Genomic DNA, 18,295 nt, shown 5'->3' on the forward strand with positions numbered 1-18,295 from the left:
GCATCAGAGCGAGTCGTTCCGCCAGGGGCCGGTGATGGCGAACGTGATACCGGGGCTCTGCACGTTGACGAACATCCAGTTGCCGTTCTTCGGATCGAAGGTCGACCCGGCCCACTCGGAACCGGCGTAGTCGCCGGGGGCGACCGACTTGCCGGGGACCCCGCCGGCCGGGATCACGACCTGGTTCAGCGCGAACGGGAAGATCTCGCCGTCGGTGGTCTGGCCGTGCAGGTATTCGCCCTCGCTGCCGTCCTCGCAGAGCACGATGCCACCACGCGGGCTGACGCAGATGTTGTCAGGGTTGTTCAGCACGGTGGAATCCGGCGAGGCGAAGAGCACCCGCATCGTCTCGGCCTGCGGGTCGTACTCGAAGACCTGGCCCTGGCCCTTCGGCCCGCCGCTGGTGGACACGATGTAGACCCGGTCGTTGCCGTACCAGGCGCCCTCGAGCCGCTTGAACACGGCGGCGCCGAGCGCGGCGCCCTGCACCGCGGGGCGGGTCTCGCCCGGGGCGTAGTCGGGGTTGGGCACCGTGACCCAGGAGGTCCGGTACTCCACGCCCGTGCCGTCGGCGTAGGTCGAGTACGACGACCCGCCCGGGGTCTGCACGACGAGCATCTGCAGTTCGCCGCCGGCGGACAGTTCGCCCGCCTTGTTGGGCAGGTAGCGGTAGAACCCGGACGGGGTGGCGTCCTCGGTCAGGTAGACGATTCCGGTACGCGGGTCCACCGCGACCGCCGGATCTTCGTGCTCAACCCACCCCGGAGCGTCCGAGAGCTTCGCCATCTTGCCGACCCGCCCTGCGCCGCGACCGCCGGTCAGCTCTGGCGCAGGGCCGGCATCGGCACCGGGACGGACAAGGCGGTCGCCCCGGCGCCGGTCCCGCTCTCGCAGGTGTTCGGCGGCACGGTGCCAATGCCCCGGGTGGAGGGGCGTTCGGCCGCCCAGAACATGAAGCCGAGCATGCCGGGTGTGACGCCCGCACCGTTGGGCGCGACGCTCTGCACGTAGGGCGCGGCGGCCCGCTGCACGGAGGTGGCGTAGTCGACGCACTCCGGCAGCGGCTTGCCGCCGTAGGCGATGTAGACGCCACCGGTGAACTTCGCCGGGGCGAGCGGCGGCACGGGTGGGCTGTACTGCGGCTTGCCGTCGAGGTGCTCCTGCCAGCTCGCCTCAGAGGTGCTGGCCGAGACGGGTCGGGCGGCCACCATGGCATTGGCGTAGTCGAGGACCGGGGTGTCGGTACGCAGCCAGTCGGCGGTGGCCTTGCGGTTGAGGTCGATCAGCCACCGGTCGCCGGCCGCGACGTCGATGGTGAGCCGGGCCTGGGGCCGGGCGCCCGTCGCGTCGTACGGGTGGACGGCCCGGTAGGCGCCGATGAAGGATTGCAGGCCGGTCAGGTTCGGGCCGCTGTTCTGCTCGTAGTCGATCTCGATGCCGACGCCGAGCTGGGTGGCGATGGCGGCGGCCCGCTGACCGAGCAGGGTGGGGTTCTCGGCGAGTGCCGCGTCCCAGTCGTCGGTGTATGTGATGCCGCCGATGGAGAGCATCACCCGGACGCCGCGGGCGGTGAAGTAGTTGACGATCTCCGGGGTCATGCCCTTCGGCACGCCGTCGAGGGTCGCGGCGTCGGTGGTCTGGCGCAGCAGCGCGAGCGGGTTGACGAAGCTGAGCACCACCAGGTTCACCGACGGTCGGCCGTCCCCGCGGTCGACGAGCCAGTGGTTCTGGCTGTCGAACTCGGCGACGTCGCGGACCGTCCCCCACGTGCAGTAGTCGTTGCCGCAGTGCCACGCGCCGTAGATCTGGATGGGCGTGGCGGCGAGGGTGGCGCCCGCCGGGCGGGGTGGCGGTGCGGCGGCGGCCGGGGTGGTCGCGGCGAGCGCAAGCAGGGTCGCGGCCAGCAGTACAGAGCGTCGCATGGAGACCTCCCCGACTCATCAGTACGCCTTGTTTACAGTAAGGCCCTGATCCCCGTCAATATGTTCCGGCGACTTGCGGGAGGACCCGCCGCTGGAAGGCGCGCGCCTCCGGGCCGCTGGGCGGCGGGCCACCCCGGCGGGCGGCGACACAGCCTTCGGGTCCGGCTGCTCACCGCGTCCCAGCAGCCGGCTTCCACCGGAGAGCCACACCCCGCCGCGGGCCTTCACCAGCGAGCGGCAGGCGCCCAGCACGTGGGTGGTCACCCGGGCGGATGAGGCGGGCATACTGGTTCGTCGGGTTGTTGCGGTAGAAATCGGCGGCGTTCGTGCTGGATGGTGCCGAGCGTGCCCCGGTTCAGGGCCGCGCAGAGCGTCCGGGAGATCGGGCCGACCACCTGGTCGGCTGCCCGTACTTCTCGTCGCTCTCGCCGGTGCTCGCGATCACCGTGCGCTCGTCGACGAAGCCGCACCGGTAGTCCCAGAAGGGCTCGTCCTCGGGTTCCGACGGCGCCTGGGGATGTCGCCGGTCGTAGGCGGCGACCTCATACGTCACAGCACCGTCGGGAAGGCGGTGGATCGCCAGTTCGCCCTGCTCGTGGGCGACGGTGAGGAACTGCGTCCCGCAAGGGCTGACGTCGACGAGGCAGCGGTCGTCATCCGCGATGCGGTTGACGGTGAGTCGGGCACGTCCCACCGACCCCACCGCAGCGGCACACCGTCCTGGCCCTCGCCGACGCTGAGGCCCATCTGGCCGGGGTCGGGGTGGGGGACGTGGTGGGAGCCGGCGGCTGCGTTGTCCGTCGAGGCCCGTCCCAGGACGCGGCCGTCGAGGGTGTCGAGCACGAGCCACTCCTCGTCGGGCTTCGGCTCGACGTCATCCGGCAGCGGGGTGCGTACGTGCGCCCACACCGTCGAGCCGTCCGCGCTGATCCGGCACGAGCCCCAGTCGGGATGGCGATGCCCGTCGATGCCCGCGTACTCCTCGTAGGAGTCGTGGAAGGACGAGCAGGGCGAGCCCCAGCATGCGTGCCGCACCCGCCAGCGCAGGGCGCCGGCGGCGTCGACCGCGTGCAGCGCGTGCTGACCGCTGAAGACCGCCAGGTCGAACGTTGGGCTCATCGCGTCGATCCCGCCCGCCCAGCGGGGCCAGGGCGCCGGGAACCGGGCGGCGGGAACCGGGCGGCGGGAGTGTCGTCGCCGGCGAGGAGCCGGTCGAGGTCGTACGCTTCCAGCTCGTCGTCCCGGCGGATCACGACGAGCCGGCGGTGCGGCCACCGCTGGACGGCGGGCGTGTCCGCGGTGTGGGCGACACCGGGTACGCGAGAAGCGTTCGCCGGCACGCGGGAGGACGCCACGAGGCGAGGGGTGATGCGCACTGGATCATCCTGCCAGCCCTCTACGATGGCGCAGCCCTCGACAGTGCCGCTCAACGGGCCCTCTTCGTCGCCCGCTTGCGGGGCGGCGTCAACAGGTCGGCGATCGCCGCGATCGCGGACGGCATCAGGCGGTAGTACGCCCAGACGCCGCGCTTCTCGCGCTCGAGCAGGCCGGCCTCGGTGAGGATCCGAAGGTGATGACTCACGGTCGGCTGGGAGAGACCAAGCGGCGCGGTGAGGTCACTCACGGACGCCTCGCCCTCCGGAGCGGACTGGATCAGGCTGAGCAGCCGCAGTCGGGCCGGGTCGGCGAATGCCTTCAGCACTCCCGCGAGCCGCTCGGCATCGGCACGCTTGATCGGCTCGCCAGCAAGCGGCGAGATAGCAGGCATAGTAGTTTTCGCAGTTCCCACGTCTTCCATAGTTCCACCAACACCATCGATAGGTTGGTGGAATAGGGACCATTACCCCGCTGGCGATCGCGAGGCAGGGTGCGCGGGATGCTGGGGGCCGCGGCGGCGAGGTTACGAGCAGCCGCTGCCGTGCTGCCTCCTGCTCGGTGACCCCTTCGGTGAGCCCGCCCCGCCAGCCGGGTTGAGCATGCGCGACCATTGCCTCGTCGGTGCGGACGGAACCGCACTGACGAGGCAATGATCACAGGATGGGCGGGTTGGCGCACGACTACTGTTCGACGACCGTGACCGTCGCCGTGCGGTAGTTGTTGCGCGTGTCGTTGTTCGTCGGGTCGTAGTTCTGCTCGATGTTGCCGGCGGTGTCGACCGAGAACCAGCGGAACGTCGTGGTCCCGGTTACGTGGAACACCTTCCCCGGCTCACGGAACTCGGTCGCTGCGTAGCGTGGCGACTCGAGTGTGGGCCGGCTGCCGTCCGTCGTGTAGTAGATGGTGGCCGGCTCGCTTGACTCGAAGCGCACGTCGACCGACCCGGAGTATCTCCCGCCGCCGGGAACGAGCCAGGACGTCGGCTTCCTGTTGTCCTTGCCCCACTCCGCCGCGATCCGGAACATCTCCATGATTCCGTTGGCGTACTCCATCGTCTCGGCGTGGCCGCTGACAAGGTCCGGGTTTCCCACCCACGCCGGCTGGAACGAGCCGCCCTGCCAGTTGCCGGTGGCCGGGTTGTAGACCGAGCCGCCGACCTCCCAGCCGAAGGCGTAGATCCCGTGGGTGTGGTACAGGTCCTCGCGCACGTTGCCTGCGGAGGAGTAGAGGACGTCCGACGAGCCGCCGACGTTCTCCGGCGTGACGACGGTCTGCCGGTGCGACTTGACCTGCGACAGGATCCTGGCGGCCGACTGCCAGTAGAACGCCTCGTCACGCAGCGGCGGGCGCGGCGTGGTGATCCGCCCGTCCGCGATGTAGGCGCCGGGCTGCCAGAACAGCTGGCCGCCGTTGGAGTGCACCGACATCATGAACTTGATGTTCGAGTACTTCTCGACCAGCCAGATGATGTTCTTCGACTCAGGCTCGGACAGCTTCTCTGGTCCCTGGTAGGTGTCGCTGATGCAGCTGGTCGACCCGCCGGAGTAGCCGTCGTGGCCCGACCCGACCCGGTAGTTCCGGTTCAGGTCGACGCCCCAGGAGTTACGCCGGGCCGTATCGGCGTTGTCGTCCGGGCAGTGGTTCGTCATGTTCCGGCGCTGCGAGGCGAAGTTGTAGAAGCTGTAGTTCGCTCCATCGGGGTTGTTGGACAGGATGAGGAAGATGTCGGTGTTGTTGACGATCTTCTTCGTCTCCCAGTCGGACTTGTAGTTGTGCACCAGACGCTCGGCCGTCTCCAGCGTGGTCGTCGCGGGCACCCACTCGCGGGCGTGGTCCTGCGCCTGGATCAGGACACCGGGGTTCCTGCCGTCGCGGTGCTTGCCGATCCGCAGGACGGGGATCGTGGCCGGGCCACGCGGCACCTCGCCCTCCGGTGCGCCGACGCGCTTCTGGTCGAGGAAGTCGGTCAGCGCGACCGGGCCGGACGTCGGCGCGACGATGCCGGTGCCCGCGTTGGTGCGATACGGGTGCGCCCGGTCGATCAGGCCCTGGGACTGGGTCCGCAGCGCCGCCGCCACCTGCGCGGCCGTACTCGTGAGCCCACCGGAGGCGTCCTTCGCGAGGAGGACGCGGACCGCCTTGCCCACCACCTCGACGGCGAGCGGGAGGTTGGCTCCCGGCCGATTCACGAACTCGACGGTGATGTCGTTGCCACCCTCGTGGCCCCACGCCGCCGAGCTGGCGACGACCGCAGCCTGCCCGGTACCGCCGATCGTGGCCTGCGCCTTGCGCTGGTAGCCGTTCGTCTGGTGCGGCAGGTAGACGATCTCGGCGATGTCCGGGTACTGGCGTGCGATCTCCTCGGCGCGACTGTAGAGCTGCTGCGGGTGCTTGTAGCCGTCGACGAAGTTCCACTTGTAGGCCGGGTTCGCCGTCAGCGGCGGCGCGCCGTCCTCGAGCCAGTTGGAGACGTAGCCGGTGGCGACGCCGCCGGTCGAGCTCGTGACCCGGATCTGGTTCGGGCGTGCGTCGAGCTTGAACAGGTTCCGGTGGAACATGTACTGCCCGGAGTCGACGAACCGGCTCATCGTCCGGGCGAAACCGAACGACGTGCCCGGGCCCGAGTCGTTCTCGAGCTGCATCGTGACGACCGGGTTCGTCTGCTGCCCTTCAGTGGTCCGTGCCTCGACGTAGAGAAAACCCTGGCCCTTCGTGGTGAACCAGTCGACGCGGGCGACCCGTACCGTCTCCTCGTGGCTGAACAGCTGGACGGCCTGCGCGCCGAAGGCTTGGATGGCGCCGTCGGCCTCGTCGCTCCATGCGAAGCTCTCGTCGTCGCTGAGGATTTCGACGCCCATCGCCTCGAGTTCGGCGATCTGCTCGGCGGTTACCACCGCCTCGCCTTCGATGCCGGTCGGCACGCGCCTGAGGCCGTGCTCGAGGTCGAAGCCGGCGGCGACGACCTCGTCGAGCATGTCGGCGCCGGCCAGCTGGATGCGTACGAGGCGTACCGGCTCCGAATCCTCGAGGTGGGATCGCCCCGAGCCCGCCGTGGCTGTCGACTCCGCGGGATCCGCGCCTGCGGGCGCGGTCGCCATGAGGACGCTCCCCACCAGGGCGGGCAGCGCGAGAAGCGCGATGCGCAGTTGTGTGCGTCGCATTCTCCCCTCCTTCTGCTTGTGGCGTGTGGTTGATGTGGTGGCCGGCCCTGGTGTGATCGGGTCGGTCCATTCAGGACGGCGGCGCCGAACTCGCGCGCGATGAGCCTGGGTACGACGATGGCCGTCGTGAGAAGGATCGGGAGGGCCGTGTGCGAGCTGGGTGCGGCTGGGCGTTCGCGCGCGGCGGAGGGTCGGAAGGCCGGGAGCGCGACCGCCGTGATCAGGAAGCAGTCGCTTCCTCCACCGATCGTCGCGCCGGCGGTAATCGGCCTCTCCCCTACGGGGTCGCCTCGACTTCGGACCGCTCCCACAGAGAGAACCCGCTGTACCATTGCACATGTTAAGTCCGCTTGGACCTATCCCGCGATGCAACCTCCGTATGGGTCCGAAGCGATGGGAGCCGGCTGGAACCGAGGGGAGCGTATGTGCATCTTCTGACATCGGTCGGTCGCCGCGAACCGGATTTGAGCATTACTTGAGGCATTGCGTGACGCTGTGGGTCGTGTCTGGACGGCCAGCCCTGGCCGCCGATGGTCGCCCACCGACGACCGCCCAACCGAAGCCAAGTGACGTTGGAGTACCAAGTGCAGCAACGGTCAGCGGGCGGGTGACGACCAGGCGAGGAGATGTCCGTCCGTACTGTTACTTTGCCGGCCGTGAATGATCAGCTGACGTGGATAGACCGGATCGTCGAGGTGACCGGATGGCGCCACGAGCCTGAGGGCGGTGCCGGCTGGGAGCAGGTGGAGGCCGAGCTCGGTGTCACGCTGCCAAGCGACTTCAAGGAGTTGTGTCGGCGGTTCGTGCCGGGGCTGTTCATGGCGCTCCTTGATCTACTGCGACCGACCGACGATCACGATTCGACTTCGCTGCTCGGGTGGTGGAACTCCAGCCGGCGTTGGGTGAGCGAGCATGACGAATCCGTCGGGCGCTTGTACGCCCCGTACGAGCTGTACGGGCCCGACAAGGGGTCCGGGCTGATCGAATGGGGTCACGACTCGTCCGGGGGTCAGTACTTCTGGCTGGCGGACCGCTCGGTAAACCCTGATCGGTGGCCTGTGGTGGCTCGGCACGACCCACCCCACCCGTGGCACCGGTTCGACATGTCGACCACGGAGTTCGTCTACCGCATGCTCGCGGACCCGGAGTTGGAGTCGTTCTCGATGGCCACTCCGACGTGGCGGGCGTTCTACCTGCCGTACTGGCAGCCGTTTCCCACCACTCCTGAGGAGTGGGACGCCCTCGGCGACCCGAACCGCGAGAGCTGAATCAGGTAACCGTCTCTGCAGCCTGTGCAGGTCATCTGCCGAGAGAATCGCCGAGGCGCTCAGCCGCGTGCACGGATCGCCGAGGACAAGCACCGACGCGACCGCGGCTCGCCGACACTCGACCAGCTCGCCTCGGCCCGGCTGATGGCCAGGGCTCCGTCGGCGGGTCACGGTCCGTGGGCGGTGGCGGTAGGCCATCCCGCCTGCCATTGGCCGGGGCAAGCCGAGCAGACCACCGCCCGGCCCGCCAGCGTCCGTACGAGCCGTCACGGTCCGCCCGTCGTGGCAGGACGGGCGGCGGCCCGCTCCCAGAAGGGCGGGTCGACGGCAGACAGTGATGGCGGGGCACGCGGATCGCGCCGAAGCTGTAACCTCCCCACCGCTGGCCGTTGTTGGGCTTGCGGCCTGCACAGCAGTTCTTGTTTAACCGCTGCTGGCCGCCCTGGTGGCGGGGCCGAATGGGGTATGCATGTCGGAGTTGGGTAGCGCTTCGGGTTCGAGGAACCGCCCTGGTTGGTGGTTGCTGATCGGCGGCGTTGGCCTGGCCACGCTTGCTCATGCGCTGGCCATCGCGGCGATGAAGGTCCCTCTTGAGAAGTACGGTGCCAGCAGCCCCGATGAGGACCTGGAGGCCGGTGGCCGGTTCGCCGTTCTCTTCTCCATGCTGGTCACGTACGGCTTCGTGCATATGCTCCTGCTGGCTGCCGGCCTCATCTTCATCCTGTCCGGGTATGGCAGCCAACGCTTGAAGCAAGGGCTGATTGCGGGTTGGTCTGGCGAATGGGTGCTGATCCTCGGCGCAGTTGTCGTCTGGGTCGTTCTCTCCAGGCCATAGAGCGCCTTGCAAGCCGTCTCGCGGCAGGGGACGCGCTGAGTAACCAACTGAGTGAGAGCAAGAGCAGGTCCAAGTCCTCGGCCGGTGGGTTGTGGCTCCGACGGTCCTTGCGAACGCTCGCCGAGCGACTTGTCGGGCGGGTGCCAAAGGTCGAGCAGGACATCGCCTCGGCAGGCCCGCTCACCCTCGTACACGGCGACGCGTCCGCACGCAACGTCCGCACCGGCCCGAACGGGGAGCTGGGGTGTCGGGCGTCGGCTCAGGTGCTGCGAGCTTGGGTGATCAGCGGTAGCACCGCCAGGCGTACGGATCGCCAGATTTCGATGTCCGTGCGTAGGCGCCCGAATCGAAGGTGTCGCGGCAGGCGACGTCCATGCTGACGATCGACGTGGAGAGAAGCCTCGTACATTGCCAACGGCCGTCGTTGCGGGGCTCCGCGGAGCCCCCGGTGTACCGATCACAGTACCGCTGGGCCATGTTCGCCACCCCGCTGCTGCTCGATGGGCCGAGCAGGACCGGGCTCGGGCTCCGGGTCTGCGTCGGCGTGGCCACGGTGGGCGTCGGGGTCGGCGTGGCGGACGGCGTGACCGACGGTGTGGCGCTGGGCGTGGCGGAAGGCGTGACCGACGGTGTGGCGCTGGGCGTGGCGGAGGAGTTGGGCGGTGTCGCGGAACCTGGCGGCGTCGACGGTATCTCCGGGACGGTAATGAGCTCCTCAGACGGGTCCGGCGGGGCGGTGGCCGCCGACACCGGCAACTCGCCCTCCGGCGGCCGGCCCGACCCCCACATGATGGCCAGAGCGCAGAGCAGCGCCCCCAACGCGAGCCCCCCGACCGGGATCAGCCAGCGCCGCCGCCTGGCCGGCCGCGGGCGGGCAACAACCGCCCGATGGTGCCTCCTTCGGGGCCGCGCCTCCTCCGCCTCGGGGTCCTGCGCGGCAAACTCCTCGTGGCGGTACTCGTTGCGGCCGCCGTAATCGTCGTGGGGGTACTCCGCGTGGCCGTAGTCCGCCTCCGGTGGGGCATACCGTTCCAGCTGCGCGGCGTACGCGTCCTCGTGGGCCGAACTGGCATCGGTCGGTTCGTACGGCTCTTGGGCCCGGCGTTCCTCCCGATGGGCGTGGTCGTACTCCTCGTACTGATAGGTCTGGTCGGGCCGGTAGTACGCCGGTTCGGGGTAGGCCGGCGGGTCCGACCGTCGGTACGCATGCTCATGCTCAAGGTAGGCCCCGTCGTACTGCTCGTACTCATCCTCGTACTGCGGGTGTGCCCGGTGCCTTGCGTGTCGCCCTTCGTGCTCCTGGTAGGTATCCGCGGGATGTTGCGACTCCTCGTACTGGTCCGACACGTCCTCGAACCACTGCGGCGCGGCAGCCTCCTGCCGCTCGTAGGACGAGTCGGAATCACCCGCCGGCAGCCGCGACTGGCGAGAGATCCAGCTGTCTATGACGCTCGCCGGATCGTCGTGATGTTGGGCAGCCCCATTGGCGGAACGAGCGGTCGATCTCTCGGCCACGGGTCGCCGGCCTCCTCGGAGAGCACAGGTACAGACAGCTACCTGACATTACTCACCATCGGCCAAAAGTCCACTGTTGGTGTACTGCTCGACGTAATGCCACGCCGATGGGACCAGCTCGTCGAGCACGGCCGGATGGACCCCATGCGGGCGGCCGGGCCGGCGAACCGGTCCCGGCCGTCCGCGTTCTGACCGCTGGCGGGCCTACAGGTCAAGCGGCTCGATCCAGATGCTGCGGTACTGGACCGGATCGCCGTGGTCCTGCAGCCGGATGGCGCCCGTCGCCGGGCCCTCGGGCCGGCTGCCGCCCGTCGGGCCGAGGATCTCGACGTCGTCGTGCACCGTGACGCCGTTCCACACCACGGTGACGCGCGCGTTGTCGACCTTCTTGCCGGCCGCGTCGTAGCGGGCCTGCCGGTAGACGATGTCGTATGTCTGCCAGGCCTGGGGCGGCAGCGCCGCGTTCACGTCGGGGGCCTTCTGGTTGTAGATGGCCGCGGCGTCGTTGATCTGCGGCGGGTCGATGCCGAACGAGTCCAGCACCTGGATCTCGTAGCGGTCCTGCAGGTACACGCCGCTGTTGGCGCGCGCCTGGCCGGTCACGTCCGGCGGGTACAGCGGCAGGTTGAACTCCACGTGCAGGCGAAAGTCGCCAAAGGCCTGCAACGTGCGCAGGTCCCCACTGCGCACCGTCATGGCGCCGTCCGCGACCGTCCACCCCGGTTCGCGCCCGTCGCTGTGCTGCCATTCGGTGAGATCGTTACCGTTGAACAGCGTGATGCGCTGGCCGTGCGGCCGGACGGCGAGTACGTCCAGGTTCACGTGCCCGGAGTCCGCGGCCTCCTTGCGGTACTCGACCACGTTTCGACCCTCGTTCAGGTGCACGGTGGTAGTGACGGTGCCCCACTCCTTCCAGGTCACGGTGGAGGGGAAGACCATCTGCTTCACCCGTTCACCGTTGACGTACAGGCTCAGCTGCTTCTCACCCGAGTAGGGGTTCGGGCCGTTGCTGTAGCGCATCGCCAGGTCGTACGTCCCGCTCTTGCGGACGTCGACGGACATGCTGGTCGACGAGCCGTCCTGGGCGAACCCGGCGGCGAAGCCAGCGCCGGAGTAGGCGGCGTGGTCGGTGGCCATGCCGACGCCGACCGTACGGCCCTCCTCGGCCTCGAAGAACGTCTGCGGCTGCACCACGCGACCAGGGATCTCGTTGAGCGTGTACCAGGCCTCAGTGTTCCACAGCTCCTCGCCGCCGGCGGAGGAGAACGGACGCGGGGAGCGCAGGTGCACCACGCGGTTCTCCTTCAGGCCCGGGATCTTGAGCTTGACAGTGCGGCCGTCGGCCGACAGTTCGGCCTTGGTCACCTTGAGCGTCTCCAGCTCGAGCTTGGGACCGCCGTACTGGCTCGTCGCACCGTAGCGCCACTGCGTCACCTGGTACGCGTCGGCGAGCTTCTGCGCGGTCTCGGCCGACAGCGGCTCGGTGTACTCCAGCTCGAACCCGACATTCGACGCGCGCATCTCCTTGACCTCGAAGACCGAGGTGCCGTTGGGCGTGAGCTTCTGCAGGCCGTACGTGAGTTTGCCGTCCTGACCCCAGTTGCCGCCGGCGCCCAGGCCACCCACGTATACCGCGCCGTCGGGGCCGAGGGCCACCTCGTTGATGCCGGACTCCAGGCCCTGCGTGTGCCGGAACACCGCGCCCTGGTACTGCCCCTCGATCTTCTCGAGGAACACGCGCTGCAGGCCACCGTAGGTCACATCGCCGACGACCAGCTGCCCCGCGTACGGCCCCTGCTTCAGCAGCACGGGAGTGGACGGTGAGTTACCGATCTCGTTCTGCGGGAGCCAGACGATGGGACGCGTCACCGGCTTGTCGTCGAACGGCCCCGCGGGCGTCGTGTAGTGGTTGTAGAAGGCGCCATCCTGGATTGCGACCAGCTTGGACGCGGGCAGCCAGCCCCCCTGGTTGTCGGTGACGAAGACCTCGCCGCGCGGGCCCCACCCGATCCCGTTGGGCGTGCGCAGCCCCCCGGCGACATACGTGATCTCGCCGGTTTTGGCGTTCACCTTGATCGAGGTACCGCGGTTCGGCGCGGGCTGGGGCACCGTGGTGGCGCCACCCAGGTTGATGGCGACCGACAGGTTGAGATAGAAGTAGCCGTCCCGGTAGAGCAGGCCGAACGCGAACTCGTGGAAGTTACGGCCCCACGGCCAGGTCGCAACCGTCCGGTAGTCGTCCGCGACGCCATCGCCGTCGGTGTCGCGCAAGGCCGTCAGCTCGTGCTTCTGGCTGACATAGACGGTGCCGTCGACCACCGCCACCCCCTGGGGTTCGCGCAGCCCCTCCGCGAGCCTGCGGTAGGTCACCTGTTCGGGACCGGTCTTCCCGGTCACGCCCTCGACCACGTGGACCTCGCCGGTCGCGTTGTCGGTGCCGCCCCAGGTGGAGATGACCAGATCGCCGTCAGGCATGAAGGCCATCCCGGTGACCTGCGGCCGGAACCCGCCGGGACGCAGGTCGGTGAGTGTGTAGCCCGGGTGCACACGGTCGAGCGGCAGGCCGTCCCCGGCCGAGTCGGTCGCGCCCTCGCAGTACTTCCACCCGGGAGCGGTGACGCGCACGACCCCGGCATCGGTGCTCAGCGCGGAGGTCGGCACGAGCTCGAAGTCGTCGGCGCCGGGGGGCCGCCATTCGAGCCGCAGCACCTGGCCACCGCCGTTCTCGAAGAACTCGACGAACAACGGGTGCAGGCCGGCGCTCAAGGTGACCGATCCCTCCCGGGAGGTCTCGCCGTGCAGGCCGTCGTGGTCGACGACGAGCTGATCGCCGATCGTCAGCCGTGACCCGTCGTCGCTGGTGAGCCGGAACGCGTACGGGCCGTCGACGGGGACGGTGAGGTTGGCGATGACGTGGCTGATGAACCGGTCGGAGAGACCGAACTCGTCCGGGGTGGTCCAGTTGATCTGCGGCACGCGCCTGTCGACGTTCGGCGTCTGTGCGGGCTTGAGGGTGCACAGTGCCGACAGCGGGACGCCCATGTCGTACGAGCGCAGGGTAACGCCTGGTTCCTGCGGCGGGACATCGGCGGTGACGGGTGCGGCCGTGGCCGGGGCGACGGGGGCTGCGGCGAGCACGGTTGCCAGAGCGGCACCTGCGGCCGCGAGCACGGCTCGGCGCCGCCCGCGCCGCCGGTTCGGTGCGGTCATGGATCCTCCTGTGGGTGCGGGTCACGGCCGGGAAGGAGCCCTGAACTTTCCTCTGGGGGCCAGTCAGTACGATCTCGAAACACAAAAGACCGATCGCTGGCGCTATCACTTTACATCGAACTAGCGAAACTTTTAGATGTGTGAGTGGAAAGTTGCCCTCGGCGGTCACGATCTGGGCGCCCAGCAGTGCCAGAGGGCCGCGCGCAGGATGCCGGCGACGTCAGGCTGGCCTACCGGCCGGGCACGGCCCGGATCCGGCATCGGCGCGGCAGGTGATCGGCGCGGTGGCGCTCGACCAGCAGTAGGCCACTCCGTCGATCTTGTCCAGCGGCTGGAAGTAGGCGGCGTACCCGGTCACCTGGTGGTTGATGGGCGAGAGCCGGGCGACGCCACCCGGCCGGGTCACGCTCGCCCGGCCGTCGGCGTCGGTGGTCGCGGAGAACAGCGCCTCGCTGTGTGCGTTGTTCGGGCCCACCACCATCACCGCCAGCTTCACCGCGACCCCGGCGAACGGATCGCCGTCCCGGGTCAGCCGCGCGCTGACGGTGAGCGGGGCGGCCACGTCGTCGGCCTCGACCGGCGACACCTGGAGCACGGTGTCGGTGCAACCGTCGAAACAGCCACCGAGCGGCACCACCAGGCCGCTGGCGAAGACCACGGCGAGTAGCCCGGTACCTCGCCGGCGGCCCAACGCAAGCATGCCGGTCAGCACGGCCCGCCGTCGCCGCTGACCGACCCGGCCGCCAGCCGGTCGCGAAGATCCGAAACGACGCGCAGCATCCGGGCACTATACCGGTACGGCGCTGAAGGGCCGGCGTCCTGATTCCCAGCTCTGTACGGTCGCGCGGTCGACGCCCAGCTCGACGGCGAGCTGTTCCTGGGTCAGTGGGATGCATTCTCGGATCGCCACCACAAATCAGCCGAGCTCAAGGCCCCTCGATGAGGGGCCTTGAGCTCGGCTCCAAGGGATCAACGGTCGCCCGAAGGCAGTGAGAAGCCCTCCCGGGATTCCTCAGAACCGCAGCTTGCGCAGGTAGCGGTAGCCGACTTCGGCCGTCTGCTGCGGTGTCACATCGGGAGTGTCGTTTTCGACGATGTACTCGAGCACCGAGTGCTCCCGGAAGATCCGGGCAAAATCGATCATTCCGGTGCCCAGGTCGGCCATGTCGCCGTTGGACTCGTGTCGGTCCTTGACGTGGTACTGCAGGACACGCTGCGGCGCGCTGCGGATGACGTCCAGCACGAAGCCCTCGGGGTCGGACACCCCATCTCCCGAGTTGATGCCGCCCGTGACGGCCCAGTAGATGTCGACCTCCAGGTGTACGAGCTTGGGATCGAGCTCCTCGGTCAACACGTCCCAGGGGCGCCTGCCACCACCGAGGTCGATGGTGAACTCGTGGGCGTGGTTGTGGTAGCCGTAGCGCAGGCCGGCCGCGGCCGCCGCTGCGCCCTCGACATTCATCTGTTCCGCCCAGCGCCTCCAGTCGTCCTCGCGGTCGGAGTACAGGTACGGCACCACCATGAACGACTGGCCCAGGGTGAGCGTGTTCTGGATCTTCTGTTCCAGGGCGGCGGCGTCACCGCTGATCCCCTCGTGGCTGGAGCTGGCCTCGATGCCGATGCTGTCCAGGAACTGGCGCAGCTGGGCAGCGGTACGCCCGAAGTAGCCGAGGGCCAGCTCCACCCGCGGGTAGCCGATCTTGGCGAGGTGGGCGAGGGTCGCGTCGTACCCCGGCGAACCCCACAGGGCGTCGCGCACCGTCCACAGCTGGATGCTGATCAGGCCCGGGGGCACGTGGTGCATCCCGGTGGTCCGGGTGGTAGCCGTCGCAGCCGTCGCGCCGATCCCGGACGACGCGAGCCCGACGCCGGCGAGCGCCGCCAGTGAACCGCGCAGCAGGCCGCGTCGGTCGATGACGGACCGCCGCAGCGCGGCCATTCCGTCGTATCCATAACACATGATGACTCCTTTCGGAGGGTCTACGCGGTGGGGACCAGGACGACCTGGTCCGTTCCGGTCAGGGAGGGCAGCCCGTCACCACCGGGGTCGGTGTAGGACGCGACGAAAACGGCGGTCAGGTTGTCGTTCGCCGGGTCGTGGCCGGACGGCACCGTCGTCTGGATCGAGCCGGCGCAGCCGTTGGCGGTGGTCTGCGGGTGGCCGTGCGTGTCGTGGCCGAGGACGTACGTGACGCTGACGCGGGAGCAGTCCACCGGCTGGTCGTCGGTCACCCGTACCTCGAACTGCACGGTGTCGCCGAACTTGAACGGCTGGCCCGCGATCGGCTTGACCAGCTCCACCACTGGCTGGGCGTTGCCGACCACGACCCGGACCGATGCGGCGGCCGACAGTCCTCCTGGGTCGCTCACCTTGAGCGTGGCGTTGTAGAGGCCGTTCTTCTGGTAGGTGAACGTCGGGTTCGCCACGCGTGAGTCGACCTTGCCGTCGTTGTCGAAGTCCCACGCGTACGACAGCCGGTCGCCGTCGTAGTCCGTGGTGCCACCGCTTTCGAACGTGACGGTCAGCGGCGCGAGCCCGTTGGTGGGCGTGGCCGAGACCTGGGGTGCCGGGGTGTGGTTGCCCTTCCAGCCGGTGTAGTCGATCCGGGCCAGCTGCGCGTCCGGGTTCTCGCTGAAGAAACCGTCGCCGTATTCGAGCACGTAGAGCGCGCCGTCCGGGCCGAACTCCAGGTCCATCGGGTTGTCGAAGGTGAACGAGGGGAGTACCGGCTCGATCCCGCTCAGGTTGCCGCCGGAGTTCAGCCGGAAGCCCTTCACGTAGTCCCGGGTCCACTCGTGGAAGAGCGGTAGGCCGTCGTAGTAGGCAGGCCACGCCACCGGCGCGCGTCCCTGCGTCGTCGGGAAGGCGAAGTGGTACGCCGGCCCGGCCATCGGTCCGATGCCGCCGGTGCCCAGCTCCGGGAACTGCGCCGAGGGGCCGTAGCCGTACCAGACGTCCGGCTGCTCCACCGGTGGTAGCTGCCGCAGCCCGGTGTTGTGCGGTGACTCATTGATCGGCGCGGCGCAGTTGAACGTCTCCCCGGACTGGCCGGTGGCAAAGTCGTAGTCCGCGTAGGGCAGCTGTGCGGTGGCGCAGTAGGGCCACCCGTAGTTGCCGGCCTTGCGGACGGCGGCCCACTTGCCCTGCCCGGCCGGCCCGCGCAGCGGATCGGCCTGACCCGCGTCCGGCGAGTAGTCGGCGATGTACAGCTCGTCGGTCTGCCGGTTCAGCTCGATCCGGAACGGGTTGCGCAGGCCCATCAGGTAGATCTCGGGCCGGGTGCCGGGCGTGCCCTTCGGGAAGAGGTTTCCGTCCGGGGTGGTGTACGACCCGTCGTCGCCTACCTTGATGCGCAGGATCTTGCCGCGCAGGTCGTTGGTGTTGGCCGAGCTACGCTGCGCGTCGTAGGCCGGGTTGCGGCCGGGGCGCTCGTCGATAGGGGTGTAGCCGCCCGATTCAAACGGGTTGGTGTCGTCACCGGTGGACAGGTACAGGTTGCCCCTGGCGTCAAAGACGATGTCTCCGCCGACGTGGCAGCAGATGCCCCGGTCGATCGGTACATCGAGGATCTGCTGCTCGGTGGACAGGTCCAGCTTGTCCTTGACGAGCCGGAACCGGGAGAGCCGGATCACCCCCTTGAACGGCTCGAAGTCCTCAGGCGTGCCCCAGGCCGGCGCGTCGCCCTCGTTGACGTTCGGGGTCGACGGGTCGTCGACCGGGGTGTTCATCGGCGGCGAGTAGTACAGATAGACCCAGTTGTTTCCGGCCTTGCCGAAGTTGGGATCGATCGCGACATTCTGCAGGCCCTCTTCGTCGTGCCGGTAGACGTCCAGGGTCGCGGCGACGGTGTTGCGGCCCGTGGCGGGGTCGTGCAGCCAGACCTCACCCGGGCGGGTCACGTGCAGCACCCGGCTGTCGGGCAGCACGGCGAGGTCCATCGGCTCGCCCGGGTGGTCGTTGAGGGTCACCTTCTGGAAGTTCGTCTCCGGGGGCGCGCCTGTCGTGCCTGGCTCGGCCATCGAGATGGTTGGCGTGGCGAAAAGCGCGGTGGTTGTCAGGCCCGCTACGGCGAGCGCGAGTCGTCTTTTCATCTGCCTCTCCATTTGCTGAGGACTGATCGGGGCGGATCGGGGACGTACGGCCCTTTCCTCTTGGTGGGCGGTGTGGACTTTGGAGACTGTTGAGCCCGCGCGTCACGCGGGGCGCGGCGACCGCGGGCCGACCGGCGTGGGGTCTCTGCGGTCAGCTGCGCAGGTTGCCGATGGCGTCGCAGCTGTGCTCGGCGACGGGCCAAGGACCTGGCGTCTCGGGCCATCGTCGAGGGGCTGACCGCGTGTCGGTTACCTCGACGAAACATGCGGTCGAAGCTAACAAAAGGTATGTCCATATGTCCATGGCTTTCACCGGGGAAGGCCGGACTTTCGTCCAGGCCGACGAAAGCTCGTGTCCCTGTTGGTACGGCGGCCCGACCGGCCAGGCGCCCGCCGAGGACGGTGTCTCGGCCGGTGGGACCAGCTACGAGCCGTACCCGGGGGCGCCCCTCTTCCAGTCCAACCCGAACAGTTCGATCGTGACGGCGATGGGCGTCCGCCTGGTCGCTGAGGGCTGCGGCGCGCACCTGTCGGGCCCGGGACCGCGTTGGAGCGATGCGGACCGCACGTCGTACGCGAACTGGCAGCGCAGGCTGGGTTACACCGGCGCGGACGCCGGCGGCCCGCGCCAGCCAATGGAACAGCGCCGGCGTGCGATGGGAACTGCATCGCGGACCCACCCGCGACAAGTCTGCGGCCTGGATCGTCTGCACCACCACCGACCGCGAGGCCCAGCTGACCGTCTGGACCAGCGGCGAAGCCGAACTTGACCTCGCCCAGATCTCCGCAGGCACCGTCATCAGCACCCACTATGAAATGTCCACCACCGCCGACCTCACCGTCTGCCTCGACGACCTCACCCACCGGTTGACGTCGGCCCCTTCCGGGACTTGACCAAACCCATAGGGACACCCC

General features: G+C 68.9%; 16 protein-coding genes and 2 pseudogenes. 6 read left to right on the plus strand and 12 right to left on the minus strand.

All coding sequences use genetic code 11. From position 1 onward, the window contains the following. Positions 1–3 precede the first annotated feature (3 nt). From AB0I41_RS15655 to AB0I41_RS15685, 7 genes and pseudogenes are all read right to left on the minus strand, one after another. Positions 4–786 carry an alkaline phosphatase PhoX gene (locus AB0I41_RS15655; protein WP_357107172.1) on the minus strand — a complete coding sequence of 261 codons (783 nt, stop codon included), beginning with the start codon at positions 784–786 and terminating at the stop codon, positions 4–6. A 32-nt stretch (positions 787–818) separates the two neighbouring features. Further along, on the minus strand, positions 819–1,922 hold the full coding sequence (locus AB0I41_RS15660) for a hypothetical protein (RefSeq protein ID WP_357107175.1): 1,104 nt from the start codon (positions 1,920–1,922) through the stop codon (positions 819–821). 271 nt (positions 1,923–2,193) lie between these two features. Further along, positions 2,194–2,323, minus strand: a pseudogene (locus AB0I41_RS15665) (beta-1,3-glucanase family protein); the annotation flags it as partial. Beyond that, complete coding sequence (locus AB0I41_RS15670) at positions 2,278–2,475, minus strand: hypothetical protein (protein ID WP_357107390.1); 198 nt, start codon at positions 2,473–2,475, stop codon at positions 2,278–2,280. The pseudogene AB0I41_RS15665 and the gene AB0I41_RS15670, both read right to left, overlap by 46 nt. Continuing rightward, positions 2,472–3,041, minus strand: coding sequence for a hypothetical protein (locus AB0I41_RS15675; protein WP_357107178.1), 570 nt, complete (start codon positions 3,039–3,041; stop codon positions 2,472–2,474). Before AB0I41_RS15675 ends, AB0I41_RS15670 begins: the two co-directional genes overlap by 4 nt. Before the next feature lie 307 nt (positions 3,042–3,348). Then, a complete protein-coding gene (locus tag AB0I41_RS15680; RefSeq protein ID WP_357107182.1) occupies positions 3,349–3,720 on the minus strand; it encodes a metalloregulator ArsR/SmtB family transcription factor in 372 nt (123 codons plus the stop codon). Positions 3,721–3,979: 259 nt separating this feature from the next. Beyond that, positions 3,980–6,460, minus strand: coding sequence for a M14 family metallopeptidase (locus tag AB0I41_RS15685; protein WP_357107185.1), 2,481 nt, complete (start codon positions 6,458–6,460; stop codon positions 3,980–3,982). A 656-nt stretch (positions 6,461–7,116) separates the two neighbouring features. On the opposite strand from AB0I41_RS15685, the gene AB0I41_RS15690 reads away from it, so the two are divergent. The 4 genes from AB0I41_RS15690 to AB0I41_RS15705 all read left to right on the plus strand — a co-directional run bounded on the left by AB0I41_RS15690 (position 7,117) and on the right by AB0I41_RS15705 (position 10,270). Next, positions 7,117–7,728, plus strand: coding sequence for a hypothetical protein (locus AB0I41_RS15690; RefSeq protein WP_357107188.1), 612 nt, complete (start codon positions 7,117–7,119; stop codon positions 7,726–7,728). 520 nt (positions 7,729–8,248) lie between these two features. Continuing rightward, positions 8,249–8,563, plus strand: coding sequence for a hypothetical protein (locus AB0I41_RS15695; protein ID WP_357107191.1), 315 nt, complete (start codon positions 8,249–8,251; stop codon positions 8,561–8,563). A 448-nt stretch (positions 8,564–9,011) separates the two neighbouring features. Next, complete coding sequence (locus AB0I41_RS15700; protein ID WP_357107193.1) at positions 9,012–9,539, plus strand: hypothetical protein; 528 nt, start codon at positions 9,012–9,014, stop codon at positions 9,537–9,539. Next, entirely contained in the window at positions 9,512–10,270 is a 759-nt protein-coding gene (locus tag AB0I41_RS15705; RefSeq protein WP_357107196.1) for a hypothetical protein, read from the plus strand. The genes AB0I41_RS15700 and AB0I41_RS15705 overlap by 28 nt, the downstream gene beginning before the upstream one ends. Before the next feature lie 12 nt (positions 10,271–10,282). Here AB0I41_RS15705 and AB0I41_RS15710 read toward each other — a convergent pair whose 3' ends face one another. From AB0I41_RS15710 to AB0I41_RS15730, 5 genes and pseudogenes are all read right to left on the minus strand, one after another. Then, positions 10,283–13,288, minus strand: a complete 3,006-nt coding sequence (locus AB0I41_RS15710) for a family 16 glycoside hydrolase (RefSeq protein ID WP_357107199.1) — start codon at positions 13,286–13,288, stop codon at positions 10,283–10,285. 220 nt (positions 13,289–13,508) lie between these two features. Next, positions 13,509–13,988 carry a hypothetical protein gene (locus tag AB0I41_RS15715; protein WP_357107202.1) on the minus strand — a complete coding sequence of 160 codons (480 nt, stop codon included), beginning with the start codon at positions 13,986–13,988 and terminating at the stop codon, positions 13,509–13,511. 90 nt (positions 13,989–14,078) lie between these two features. Beyond that, a pseudogene (locus AB0I41_RS15720) lies at positions 14,079–14,201 on the minus strand (helix-turn-helix transcriptional regulator); the annotation flags it as partial. 99 nt (positions 14,202–14,300) lie between these two features. Beyond that, positions 14,301–15,248: a sugar phosphate isomerase/epimerase gene (locus AB0I41_RS15725; protein ID WP_357107205.1), complete on the minus strand. Its 948-nt coding sequence runs from the start codon at positions 15,246–15,248 to the stop codon at positions 14,301–14,303. A 20-nt stretch (positions 15,249–15,268) separates the two neighbouring features. Beyond that, on the minus strand, positions 15,269–17,380 hold the full coding sequence (locus AB0I41_RS15730; RefSeq protein WP_357107208.1) for a PQQ-dependent sugar dehydrogenase: 2,112 nt from the start codon (positions 17,378–17,380) through the stop codon (positions 15,269–15,271). 488 nt (positions 17,381–17,868) lie between these two features. Here AB0I41_RS15730 and AB0I41_RS15735 point away from each other — a divergent pair, with 488 nt between their 5' ends. Both AB0I41_RS15735 and AB0I41_RS15740 read left to right on the plus strand, forming a co-directional pair. Further along, positions 17,869–18,150: a peptidoglycan-binding protein gene (locus AB0I41_RS15735; protein ID WP_357107384.1), complete on the plus strand. Its 282-nt coding sequence runs from the start codon at positions 17,869–17,871 to the stop codon at positions 18,148–18,150. Then, positions 18,032–18,274, plus strand: a complete 243-nt coding sequence (locus tag AB0I41_RS15740; protein ID WP_357107211.1) for a hypothetical protein — start codon at positions 18,032–18,034, stop codon at positions 18,272–18,274. The genes AB0I41_RS15735 and AB0I41_RS15740 overlap by 119 nt, the downstream gene beginning before the upstream one ends. Positions 18,275–18,295 lie beyond the last annotated feature (21 nt).

This window comes from Micromonospora sp. NPDC050200 (assembly GCF_040656135.1).
Taxonomy (GTDB): Bacteria; Actinomycetota; Actinomycetes; order Mycobacteriales; family Micromonosporaceae; genus Micromonospora.